General features: G+C 63.0%; 13 protein-coding genes and 1 pseudogene. 9 read left to right on the plus strand and 5 right to left on the minus strand.

Going from position 1 to position 11,750, the window contains the following annotated elements:
- Positions 1–319, plus strand: a 319-nt coding sequence (locus WA317_RS22095; protein ID WP_425175064.1) for an acyl carrier protein, incomplete at its 5' end; no start/stop codon positions are given.
- Between the two features lie 8 nt (positions 320–327).
- Positions 328–582, plus strand: a pseudogene (locus WA317_RS22100) (LLM class flavin-dependent oxidoreductase); the annotation flags it as partial.
- A 55-nt stretch (positions 583–637) separates the two neighbouring features.
- On the opposite strand, the gene WA317_RS22105 reads toward WA317_RS22100, so the two are convergent.
- Complete coding sequence (locus WA317_RS22105) at positions 638–2,245, minus strand: NAD(P)-binding domain-containing protein (RefSeq protein ID WP_425175065.1); 1,608 nt, start codon at positions 2,243–2,245, stop codon at positions 638–640.
- Positions 2,246–2,715: 470 nt separating this feature from the next.
- Here WA317_RS22105 and WA317_RS22110 point away from each other — a divergent pair, with 470 nt between their 5' ends.
- Positions 2,716–2,994: a hypothetical protein gene (locus WA317_RS22110; RefSeq protein ID WP_425175066.1), complete on the plus strand. Its 279-nt coding sequence runs from the start codon at positions 2,716–2,718 to the stop codon at positions 2,992–2,994.
- A 765-nt stretch (positions 2,995–3,759) separates the two neighbouring features.
- Here the strand turns inward: WA317_RS22110 and WA317_RS22115 are convergent.
- Complete coding sequence (locus WA317_RS22115) at positions 3,760–5,004, minus strand: alpha-hydroxy acid oxidase (RefSeq protein ID WP_425175067.1); 1,245 nt, start codon at positions 5,002–5,004, stop codon at positions 3,760–3,762.
- Between the two features lie 49 nt (positions 5,005–5,053).
- Here WA317_RS22115 and WA317_RS22120 point away from each other — a divergent pair, with 49 nt between their 5' ends.
- A complete protein-coding gene (locus tag WA317_RS22120) occupies positions 5,054–5,485 on the plus strand; it encodes a DUF1810 domain-containing protein (protein ID WP_425175068.1) in 432 nt (143 codons plus the stop codon).
- 1 nt (position 5,486) lies between these two features.
- On the opposite strand, the gene WA317_RS22125 is transcribed toward WA317_RS22120, so the two are convergent.
- From WA317_RS22125 to WA317_RS22135, 3 genes are all read right to left on the minus strand, one after another.
- Positions 5,487–6,788 (minus strand): alpha-amylase family protein, encoded by a 1,302-nt coding sequence (locus tag WA317_RS22125; protein WP_425175069.1) that lies wholly within the window; start codon positions 6,786–6,788, stop codon positions 5,487–5,489.
- Between the two features lie 92 nt (positions 6,789–6,880).
- Positions 6,881–7,417 carry an alkyl hydroperoxide reductase gene (locus WA317_RS22130; RefSeq protein ID WP_425175070.1) on the minus strand — a complete coding sequence of 179 codons (537 nt, stop codon included), beginning with the start codon at positions 7,415–7,417 and terminating at the stop codon, positions 6,881–6,883.
- Complete coding sequence (locus WA317_RS22135) at positions 7,417–8,001, minus strand: peroxiredoxin (RefSeq protein WP_425175071.1); 585 nt, start codon at positions 7,999–8,001, stop codon at positions 7,417–7,419. The genes WA317_RS22130 and WA317_RS22135 overlap by 1 nt, the downstream gene beginning before the upstream one ends.
- Positions 8,002–8,107: 106 nt before the next feature.
- Between WA317_RS22135 and WA317_RS22140 the strand changes: the two genes are divergently transcribed.
- The 5 genes from WA317_RS22140 to WA317_RS22160 are packed head-to-tail and all read left to right on the plus strand — an operon-like array spanning position 8,108 to position 11,673.
- Entirely contained in the window at positions 8,108–9,040 is a 933-nt protein-coding gene (locus WA317_RS22140; RefSeq protein ID WP_425175072.1) for a hydrogen peroxide-inducible genes activator, read from the plus strand.
- A gap of 54 nt (positions 9,041–9,094) precedes the next feature.
- Positions 9,095–9,733, plus strand: coding sequence for a PaaI family thioesterase (locus WA317_RS22145; protein ID WP_425175073.1), 639 nt, complete (start codon positions 9,095–9,097; stop codon positions 9,731–9,733).
- 19 nt (positions 9,734–9,752) lie between these two features.
- On the plus strand, positions 9,753–10,451 hold the full coding sequence (locus WA317_RS22150) for an EthD domain-containing protein (RefSeq protein ID WP_425175074.1): 699 nt from the start codon (positions 9,753–9,755) through the stop codon (positions 10,449–10,451).
- 9 nt (positions 10,452–10,460) lie between these two features.
- A complete protein-coding gene (locus WA317_RS22155; RefSeq protein ID WP_425175075.1) occupies positions 10,461–10,904 on the plus strand; it encodes a TIGR03618 family F420-dependent PPOX class oxidoreductase in 444 nt (147 codons plus the stop codon).
- A 10-nt stretch (positions 10,905–10,914) separates the two neighbouring features.
- Positions 10,915–11,673 (plus strand): enoyl-CoA hydratase/isomerase family protein, encoded by a 759-nt coding sequence (locus tag WA317_RS22160; RefSeq protein ID WP_425175076.1) that lies wholly within the window; start codon positions 10,915–10,917, stop codon positions 11,671–11,673.
- Positions 11,674–11,750 lie beyond the last annotated feature (77 nt).

The raw sequence follows: 11,750 nt of genomic DNA on the forward strand, positions 1-11,750 counted from the left end.
CGACGTAGCGCTCGAAGATTTGGGACTTGATTCGTTGCGTGGCCTCGAGTACCCTCATATAATACCTGCGGTAATCGGTCAGACATTTTCCCAGACTAAACTTTTCGAAAACCCGACTTTATCGAAACTAGTTGAATATCTTACGGGCGATTCAACTAAATCTGGCCCGCTGCACCATCCCACTGGTGGTGCCAGAACTGATCGGCCATTTCAATCGACGGTTGCGGACTTCGACAAGCCGAGCGATTTAACCCCTTTCAAGTTTGAGCTTAAAATCGACGGTTTAGTCCCCTTCAACTCGCAGATACTCCAAGCGTAGCTAGCGCTCTGGAGCGGCAAGGCTACGATGCATGCTGGTCGAACGGAGATCAACAGTGACCCCTTTTCTGCCGCTTCTGTTGGCTGCAGAGAATACGTCGCGACTCCGGGACATGCATTGCGGTCGCATTCGCCGGCAACCCGATGACAGTTGCCAGCCTCGGATGGCACTTACAGGCGTACTCGCACGGGCGATTTATCCTCGGATTGGGCACACAAGTCCAAGCAGATATTGAAAGGCGCTTCAGTATGCCCTGGGGTCGTCGAGAGCGACACAGCGCGTAGCACGCCCTCCAGAAAATAACCTGTAAAAATCAATTTAACTGTAATAAATGTTCTGTCGTTTCCCAAGGAGCGCTGAAACACCCTTCATCAGTACGGAGTAGACGTCAATTATTGCAAGTACAAATAATTGGCTGATATCCCACGGCACAGCCAGGTTTCGTATCACTCGCTCCGCAGATTCCGGATCGGCATGCGGGCCCCGTAGCCGGTACTGACTATTGAGAAGAGAGGCGCACCAATACTTATACAGCAAGAAAGGACGAGTGAGGAGGCGCAGAGGATTCGGTTTGCAACCGATCAGATCAGCAAGGGCGTCCATGTATGCCAAATACAGAACCAGCGTTTTCACCGACTGGGGATAAGCAAACTCTGCCTCCTCGGCGCCATTTTCCCGCCGGATCAACTCCTCTAAAGTCTCCCTAGGCGGAAGGGTTCGCTTGTTGCTGCACAACAGTGCGAAGTAGCGGCTCTGCATCTCTGAGCACGCCGGGACCCCACCCTCCGCTGGTCGGGCCCATCCTATAAATGCTACTGACGCCCCCAAGTCCGGATGGAACATATGCCTATATAGTTGACGAGCATGACGGATGTCTACGTTTTTGACAAACGAGAAATCATCAACGTAACCAGTGTTGCAGATGATTGTGTCCGCAGTAACTCGAGTACCATCATTGAAGACGGCGCCGGTTGCGGTAATTTCTTTTATTCCGGAAACATTGACCGGAACTTTGCCGGATACGACATCTTCTAAGAATACTTCATTTTTTGTTAAGAACTGACTAAAAAAGTCTTTCTCATGTAACATCCATTCGGCAACCACTCGCGACACAGGGTCGGTCTGCGGATTATTGAGATCGCGCCTCGCCAGCTGAAGGTAGATTTTAGTGATATATCGCCGAGGATTAGTGTGGAGGATCCGCGAAGTGTAGGAATCATTGGGAAATGATCTGTTGAACGGATACCGGAGTACGATCGAGGGATAGTGCCGCAAGGACAACGCACATGAGTTCGCGACTGCAGCAATTTCATGGACGACATCGGCCGCCGTTTCGCCCGCTCCGATGCACAAAACGTCCTTGCCATGATATGGCTCTGAATTCTTGTAATTATAGGTGTGTTCAATGCTTCCCTTGAACCTATCGCGACCAGGAAACGCCGGAATGCTGGGCAATTGGTGAGCGCCAACACAAATAGCAACAGCATCGTAACTGCGTTCGATTAGACCTTCAGTCGAAGTCTGAATCTCGACCAGAACCTTTTGGTTTTCTTTCCGGACGGAAACAACCTCAGAGTTGAAGTTTATCCGGTCAGGTAGATGGAATTTCTCCGCAAATAGGCGAAGATAATCTAAGTATTCGGCATGCCGCCAGTAGCGCGGGGTTTGGTAATCGCGTGGCGGAAATGATGAGAACGCCATAAAATTATTCGAGATCGTCAATAAGGTCGAATCGTAAACGCCACCATTACTCGGACTGTAGCGGAACAGACCGCCTTGCCGATCGGCTTTCTCGTAGCAACTAACAACATGCCCTTCGTCAAGCAACTCTTTCATCACGACGAGCCCGGACGCACCGGCACCTATTACGCACACATCCAGAGAGACTGTGCGGTGATGTTTGGACGGTGAATGGAAAATGCCCACGTCTGTTCCTTACCTTTCTTGGAGGTGTCGCCCATACCCAGCATCCCGGGGGCCAATTACGGCCGACGGCCGCGGCAATTGTGGGCCGACGTTGATTCCGGAAAGTCCGATCCACCTTTGCCTGGTCACCGGTACCGAACGTCACCGACTGCTGGGGCAACGTGTGCCCACCGACGAGACGGCGCTGCTCGAGCTGATCGACGCGTGCCAAGGCCTCGACGGCTGCACTGCGTCGGCGCTGTCCGACTCACGGCCTGATAGCGTAAACGGAAGCCCAGCAACGCATGTGGTGCTGTCGCGGCGATCGAGGCCACCAACGCCTCGCACACCACCGGCCCCGGCCAGAACCTCGCCACCGCCGTGGTCGCCTGCCTGGCCTACGTGATAGCCATCGATACCGTAATTGACGTGACCGAGACGATCATTGAGGACCGATTTGGTCGTCACAGCCACGCCGAATCATCCTGAGTATGCGCGGCTTCGGCGTCGTGCTCGGCGCCGAGGTCATTGCCGTCACCAGCGGCGGCAAAGACACCTGCTCCGCCGATCGTCTCGCCGACATGTCCGGGCTGGTCCCGGTGCCCCCCGACCCCCGGGGGAGCGTCAGCGGCGACTTTAAACGCACCCGCGGTTCCCGCCGGCCTACGATAGACGCCTACTACCCGCCCGCAGAAATCGCCGTACGCATCGGCGCGGTCCCGCGTACCAACTACGACCGGAAGATAATCGGCGGGGAAACTCACGCTTAGGCATCCTCGCGTCACCGCGGTGAGACCTCGACGTCCTTTGGGCCATGCAGCGCGACCACCACGCCTATCGACCCGCGGCGCCTTGACAACTTCATAGAAGATTTCCACCTTCCGCATCCTTTTGAGGAAGTTGGTGGTTGATTATGCAAGTGCTCGACGACCAGCCTAGATCGCTAATGCTGGCCGCCACGGCGTTCTGGCCAAACCCGCAGTCGGGATCGAACAAATAGGCACCATCACCGGAGCGCATTCGAGAAACCGGCCACACTGGCCCTAGGCATGGAACCCGCGACCTCGCCGAATCCGCTGCCACGACCTGAATTTCACAGGGCACGCCCTGCTGGTTCCCGGCCGCGGCGGAAAGCCTACTTCGGCCTGGCGAGCATCCCCTTGCGACAGCGATTGGGCACGCCGCCCGTCATAGCGACTGCCAGTGACGGCAGCCGCCGCGGGCTTCGAACCCTGCCGTGGTCCACGCCCCGCGACGGCTAGGTGTACCACACCTCCAGTGCTGCTGACCGGCGACAACCAAGCCGCCGACCAACTCACAAGCGCACGCCGAAATCAACGGCGTCCCGGCGATGACCTCCGCTCAGCTGACAGCGGCACCGCGACGAGCGGTGCCGGATCGTGGACCGACTGACCTTCGGAGGCGCGGTCATCGAAACCTGCACCGACAGCTACCGGCTCGCCCAAAGGCGACACATGCCGCCAGCTGACACCACCCGAATCACACCGTCCAACCCAAACCCATTGTCACCAGCGTTACGCCGGCGGTGGGCCGGGTGCCAGCCGGCGCAGCTGCGTGACGTGTCTGGGTGACAACTCTTCGAGGCAACTGACCCCGAGCAGCCGCATAGTGCGGCTCATTTGAACGGACAGTAATTCGATGGCGCGACGGACGCCGGCCTCTCCGCCAGCCATCAGTCCGTACAGGTACGCCCGTCCGACCAGCGTGCACCGTGCGCCCAGCGCGACGGCGGCGACGACGTCAGCGCCGGACATGATGCCGGTGTCCAACAGGATTTCGATGTCGTTGCCGACCTCACGGGCGACGGACGGCAAGAGGTGGAAGGGCACCGGCGCCCGATCCAATTGCCGGCCGCCATGGTTGGACAGCACAATCCCATCGACGCCGAGATCGACCACAGCCCGGGCGTCGTCGAGGGTCTGTATTCCTTTGACGACCAACTTGCCCGGCCACTGCGCCTTGATCCACCTCAGGTCGGCGAAGGTGAGGCTGGGGTCGAACATGGCGTCCAGATATTCGCCGACGGTGCCGGGCCAGCGGTCGAGCGACGCGAAGGACAGCGGCTCGGTCGTCAGTAGATCGAACCACCAGCTCGGGCGACGCAGCGCGTCGAGCACGGTGCGCAACGTCAGCGCCGGCGGAATCGACATGCCGTTGCGAGCGTCGCGAAGGCGTGCGCCCGCGACCGGGACGTCCACGGTGACCAGCAGCGTGTCGAACCCGGCGTCTGCCGCGCGGCGCGCCAACGCCATCGACCGCTCCCGATCACGCCACATGTACAGCTGAAACCACTTGCGGCCCTGCGGAGCAGCGGCCACCACGTCTTCAATCGAAGCGGTGCCCAGAGTTGACAACGCGAATGGGATGCCGGCTGCTGCCGCGGCACGTGCGCCGGCGACCTCGCCTTCGGTATGCATCAACCGGGTGAACCCCGTCGGCGCGATGGCGAACGGCCAGCTGACCGGTTGCCCAAGAACGTCCCAGCCGGTGCGCACCGTCGTGACGTCGCGAAGAATCGTCGGGTGAAACTCGATGTCGCGGAACGCCTGCCGCGCGCGGCCAAGCGAGATCTCGTCCTCAGCGGCGCCGTCGGTGTAGTCGAAGGCGGCCTTCGGCGTTCGTCGCTTGGCGATGCGCCTGAGGTCGTCGATGGTCAACGCGGCCTCCAGCCGACGTCGGGTGCGGTTCAGGCGAGGTTTGCGAAACTGGATCAGCGGCGCGAGATCGCGGATCTTCGGCGGCCGCCGTTGCACCGGCATCGACACCTCACCTCCTTCGACAACGCAGCCGTTGTGCCACGGTAGTGACATGAGCTCTCTGAACGATCCGTTCGACCTGCAGCGTTTCGTCGACGCGCAGGCTCGGGTCTACCACACTGTCCTCGATGAGCTGCGCGACGGCAGGAAACGAAGTCACTGGATTTGGTTCGTGTTCCCGCAGATCGCCGGCCTGGGCAGCAGCCCGACGGCGGCCCGCTACGCCATCTCTTCGCTCGACGAAGCACGGGCGTATCTTGCCCACGCCGTGCTTGGACCACGGTTGCATGAATGCGCCCAACTGGTGACTGGGGTGCAGGACCGCTCGATCACGCAGATCTTCGGCTCGCCCGACGATATGAAGGTGCGTTCATCGATGACGCTGTTCGCCCGTGCGACATCTGACAGCGACGACTTCGTGGCGGTGCTCGAGAAGTATTACGGCGGCGAAGAAGACCTGCTGACGGTGGCGCGACTGTCCTAGCTTAGACGGGCCGCAGAATGCGCCACCCGTGCGGTTCGACCTCCAGCTTGTCGACGACTTCTTGTGCCGGCGCGGCGCTTCCGGCGATCACCTCGGCGGAGCCGGCAGCCACATCGGCCAGCCGCACACGCAACGGCGTGGCGTCGATGTTCAGTGCGACGATCAGTGCGTCGTCACCGGCGCAGGTCTGGTAGACGTACTGCCGGTTGTTCAGCCGCAGGGCCGTCGTCGTCGCTCGATGCAGCCACGAATGGCGGCGGCGCAACCCGATCAGATACTGGTGCAATTCCCACGTTTGTGCGCCCTGCGGATCCAATTGGAACGGCGGAGAGCCGAACTCCGGTCGCACCTCGTCGTCGCCGCCGAACCGCTCTTCTTTGACCCCGCGGGCACCGAACTCATCACCGGCGTAGACACTGGGGACTCCGCCGACCGTCATGAGCAGCACCACCGCGTGCGCGACGTGCCGACGATTCTCCAGCTGGCTCGCGATGCGGGTCACGTCGTGATTGCCGACGAAGGTCAGCGGTGCGAACTTGGGCAGAAAGCTGTTGTGGCGCTGCAACGCCCAGTCCAACTCGAAGAAGTTGCCGTCGTTGAGGCTGCTCCAGATGGCCTTCCACAGCTCGTACTGCGTCGCCGAGTCGAAACCGGCTTCGCCCACCACTGCTGCATAGTCACCGTGGATGAGCTCGCCGACGAACCACGTGTCCGGATGCTTCTCGCGGACCTTGGGCAGCACTGCCGCCCAAAAAGACTGGGGCACTGCGTAAGCCGCGTCCAGTCGCCAACCGTCTGCGCCGCGGCTCAGCCAGTGCGACATGACGTCGACAACGTACTCGGTGACTTCGGGGTTGTTGTGATTCAGCGTGATGAGATCGCCGTGGCCTTCGAAGGTGTGGAAACGCCCCGGGCGTCCATGAAACCAACCTCCCGGCTCACCGTTCTGCACAGCCTCTTGGTAACGCGGGAATTCAGGCCCCACGTGGTTGAACACTCCGTCCAGCAGGACGCGCAAGCCGCGCCGGTGCGCCTCGGTGACGAGGTAGTCGAAGTCCTCGTCGTCACCGAGCCGTGCGTCGATCCGGTAGTGATCGGTGGTGTCGTAGCCGTGGGTGCGTGCGGCGAACACAGGTCCCAGCGCGATGCCCGAAGCCCCCAGCGTGATCGCGTGGTCGAACCATTCCGGTATTCGCCGCAGCCGGTGTTCGTCAGCAGTGGGCGGCTGTTCGGCAGGGTAAGCGCCGACGAAGCCGAGCGGATAGACCTGCCACCAGATCACATGCTCGGTCCAGCCAGGCACCGTTACCTCTCACCGCGAGCGTGCGTGTCTGTGCACCGACGCGCCGCGTTCAATGTACTAACGCGCACGCTCGCCACAGGGTGAAGGACCACCTAACTGACCGCGGCCAGCGCCTGAGCGGCGGTAACCGCCTGTGCGACACCGGAAACGATGGCTGCCACCTTCAGCGCTTCCAGGATCGCCTCACGTTCGACGCCGGCCTCGCGCAGCGTGTGCTCGTGAGCGGCGACGCAGTGCGAACAACCGTTGATCGACGACACTGCGAACGACCACAGCTCGAAGTTGGCTTTGTCCACTCCAGGATTGCCGATGATGTTCATCCGCAAACCCGCTCGCAGGTCGTCGTACTTGCCGTCCAGGAATCCGCGGCCGCGGTAGAACACGTTGTTCATCCCCATGATGGCCGCGGCACCCAGCGCCGCCTGGTAGGCCTCAGCGGAGAGGTTGTCGGCCGCGTCGGCGCCGATGTCGGCCAGCACCTGGGTATTACGGGTGGCCGCGGCGCTCGCCAGCAACGTGCCCCACAGCTGCTCCTCGCTGAGGACCGTGCTGCGCGTGATGGAGCCGAGGTTGAGCTTGAGGTCCTTGGCGTACTCGGGCAGCGCGGACTTGAGGTCGTCGACGCTCATCAGGACGCCTTGAGCAGGTCAGCGGCGTCCAGCGTCGGGTCACCCTTGCGCCAGTTGCAGGCACACAGCTCGTCGGACTGCAGTGCGTCGAGCACCCGCAGCACCTCGTCGACGTTGCGGCCCACCGAACCCGCGGTCACCGAGACGAACTGGACCTCGTTGTTGGGATCGACGATGAACGTCACCCGGTCGGCGACGCCGTCGGAGTTGAGCGCGCCGGTGGCCTGGACGAGGCCGCGCTTGATGTCGGATAGCATCGGGAACGGCAGGGTCTTGAGGTCCTCGTGCTGGGCCCGCCACTGGAAGTGCACGAACTCGCTGTCCACCGAGACGCCCAGCACCTTGGTGTCGCGGTCTTCGAACTCGTCGTTCAGCTTGCCGAACGCCGCGATCTCCGTCGGGCAGACGAAGGTGAAGTCTTTGGGCCAGAAAAAGATCACTCGCCACTTGCCCGGGTAATCGTCGTTGGTGACAGTGGTGAAGTAGTCCTCGGGTTGCTCGGCGTCGACCTTCGACAGGTCGCCACCGATCAGCGCGGTCAGCTGGTAGGCGGGGAACTGGTCGCCAATGGTCAACAGGGCCATGTCACTCCTTGATCAAGATCGCAATTATGGGTGATTCGCATGTTCCTCGAGTCTGCCGAAAAACTACTATGAGTTAAAGGTGATTTTTCCCACTATACTCATAGGCATGCCCGATAAGTGTTATCAACCGACCGTTGCCGGCCTGCGCGCATTCGTGGCGGTCGCCGAAAAGCAGCATTTCGGCACTGCCGCAACCACTCTCGGGGTCAGTCAATCCACGCTCTCGCAGGCGCTGGCGGCGCTCGAGACCGGGCTCGGCGTCAACCTGATCGAGCGTTCGACACGACGGGTTTTTCTGACGACGGAGGGGCGGCAGCTGTTGCCGTACGCCCAGACTGTGATCGAGGCGTTGGGGGTTTTCACCGCCGTCGCAGCCGGGGCGTCCGACCCGCTGCAGGGCACCGTGCGGCTGGGGTTGATCCCGACCGTGGCGCCGTACGTGCTGCCGGCGGTGCTGTCCGGGGTGTCGCGTCGGCTGCCCAGCCTGACGCTGTATGTGACCGAAGACCAGACCGAGCGGTTGCTGTTGGGCCTGCGGGAAGGAGCACTCGACGCTGCGCTGATCGCGTTACCCGCCGAGGCCAGCGGGCTCACCGAGGTCCCTATGTACGACGAGGATTTCGTGCTCGCCTTGCCGGCCGGTCACCCGCTGTCGGGCAAACGGCGGGTGTCGCCGGCCGCGTTGGCTCAGCTGCCGCTGCTGCTCCTCGATGAGGGGCACTGCCTGCGCGATCAGGCACTCGATGTGTGCCGGGCCGCCGGGGTGCGTGCCGAACTGGCCAACACCCGGGCGGCATCGCTGGCCACGGCGGTGCAGTGCGTCACCGGCGGCCTTGGGGTGACGTTGATTCCACAGAGCGCGGTGCCGGTGGAAGCAGCGCGCAGCCGGCTCGGGCTCGCTGAATTCGCCGCGCCTCGTCCCGGTCGCCGGATCGGGCTGGTATTCCGTTCCTCCAGCGGTCGGGAGGGGCCCTACCGTCAGCTCGCCGCCGTCATCGGGGAACTGATCAGCGCTGAGCACGAGGTCCGGCCGGTCTGAAGGCCGTCGGGCACCCCGTCGTGCCGACAGCGAGAACATGTTCTAGTTTCAATCATGCTCGAGTTCACGTATGCGAACGTCACCGCCGAGGATGTCGAGCGACTGCGAGCGATTTACGAACCACTGACCCAGTCCGTCCGGGAGCTGATCGACGCCACTGTGCGCACCGACGTCGACGAGGCGGCCGTCGCGGCGGCCAAAGCGGGCATCGATTCGGCGACGGCCCGGCTGCGCAGCAGCCAGTTGGACGGCACATTCGGCGTCCGCTACCTCGACAGCGGCGAGCGCATGGCGTGGGGAAACGCTGTGGTCGGCCTCCGTAACCCGATCGCACCGCCGTTGGTCGTCAACCGCGACGCGTCGGGCGGAACGTGGTGCGATTTCGATCTCGGCGCGGCCTACGAAGGGCCGCCCGGTCACGTGCACGGGGGAGTAGCCGCACTGATCCTCGATCACCTACTGGGAGAAGCGGCCAGTGACGGAGTCAATCCGCGTCTCACCGGGACGATCATCCTCCGCTACCTCCGGGCCACCCGGCTGGGCCGCCTGCACGCCGAGGCCACGACCACCCTGGTCGAAGGCGTCAAAACGTTTGCAGCGGGATACCTGGCTGACGAGCAAGGTGTCACCGTCGAGGCCGAAGGAGTGTTCATCCTGCCGCGGTGGGCGCGCGAGCAATCCGATCCCGGCTAGCAGGCAAGGTTCTCCCTCGATGGAAAAGGTAATCGCCGTGCTGCGGGCATCCGAGCGCGACGACGACTGGTGCGCCCGTCAGCGCGGCCCGGTCGCCGACGCCATCCTGCGGCTCGGGGTTGCCGGCCTGACGGTCAATGTCCGCGACGGCGCAGTGCGGCATTCGCTGATGACGCTGACGACTCTGGACCCGCCGGTCGCGGCTATGGTCAGCTTGTGGACCCAGCAGTGCTACGGCGATCAGGTCACCACCGCGCTCGAGCTGCTGGCGGCCGAGGCGGAATCGGTCGCGGCTTACCTGGTCACCGAGTCGGTCCCGCTGCCCGCCCCGGACCAAGTGGGTTCGCGCACAGCGGGTCTGGCCAACATCGCGTTGCTGCGCCGACCCGCCGGCCTGGACCGAGACAGCTGGCTTAGTCGTTGGCAGCGCGACCACACGCCGGTGGCGATCGAGACCCAGGCCACGTTCGGCTACACCCAGAACTGGGTGGTGCGAACACTGACGCCGGACGCCCCTGCCATCGCCGGAATCGTCGAAGAGCTCTTCCCCGCTGAGGCGATCACTGATTTGACGGCCTTTTTCGGCGCCACCGACGACGCCGACCTGCAGAACCGGATAGGCCGGATGGTCGCCAGCACGTCGGCTTTCGGAGCAAATGAAAACATCGACACCGTGCCGACCAGCCGCTATCCGCTGAAAACGCCGTTTAACGCATAGGAGCCGCAAATGACCACACTTGAGCAGGCGGCGGCGCTGGCCGAAGCCGAAAACGGTCTGGCGATCGTCTCCACGGTTCGCGGCGACGCAACCGTACAAGCTTCGCTCGTCAACGTCGGGCTGCTCACGCACCCCGCCACCGGCCGGCCCGCGCTGGGCTTCGTCACCTACGGCAAGGTCAAACTCGCCAACCTGCGGGCGCGACCCCAGCTGGCGGTGACGTTCCGCGACGGGTGGCGGTGGGCGACCGTCGAGGGCCGCGCCGAGTTGGCCGGCCCGGACGACAACCGGCCTTGGCTGGCAGACAGCGAGCAGTTGCGGCTGCTGATCCGCGACGTGTACTCCGCGGCCGGCGGCGTCCACGACGACTGGGACGAGTTCGACCGGGTGATGGCCGCCGAGGGGCGAACCGTGGTGTTGATCGAACCGACCCGTGTCTACAGCAACGGCTAGTCTGCTGCCGATGACGCTGCTGATCAACGACGACAAAAAGGTCCGCACCCTCACGCTCAATCGGGCGGAGGCGCTCAACGCGTTCAACGAGGCGATGTACGAGGCCACCGCTGCGGCGTTGACCGCAGCAGCCGAGGATCCGGCTGTGGCCGTGGTGCTGCTGACCGGCGCCGGCCGCGCGTTCAGTGCCGGCGCCGACCTCAAAGAGATGCATGCCCGCGTCACCGATCCGCAGCTGGCCGGACGGCAATCGGCGTTCACCGCGCTGATCGAGGCGTTGAGTGAGTTACCCAAGCCGCTGATCTGCGCGGTGAACGGTATCGGCGTCGGCATCGGAACCACGATCCTCGGGTACGCCGACTTGGCTTTCATGTCGTCCACGGCCCGCCTGAAATGCCCGTTCACCAGCCTGGGTGTGGCGCCGGAAGCGGCGTCGTCCTACCTGCTGCCACAGCTGGTGGGCCGGCAGAACGCGGCGTGGCTGTTGATGTCCTCCGAGTGGATCGGCGCCGACGAGGCGCTGCGGATGGGCCTGGTCTGGAAAGTGTGCGAACCGGCGGATCTGCAGCGCGAGGCTCGGCGGCACGCCGAAATTCTTGCCTCGCGCCCAGTTTCGAGCCTCATGGCGGTGAAGCGCACGATCGTCGACCCGATCCGACCCGACATCGTGGCCGCCAGCGCAAGAGAGAACGCTTACTTCGCCGAGCTGATGGGTGGGCAGGCCAATGCCGACGCGCTTGCCGATTTCACCGGCCGACGCGACAAGTGACTGTCGGCGACCGACTCGGTATCACACCGCAGCGCTGGCCTCGAAGTGGTTGGCGGCCGCGATGATCGCCCGCAGCG

It is taken from the genome of Mycobacterium sp. (assembly GCF_049802695.1).
Classification (GTDB): Bacteria; Actinomycetota; Actinomycetes; order Mycobacteriales; family Mycobacteriaceae; genus Mycobacterium.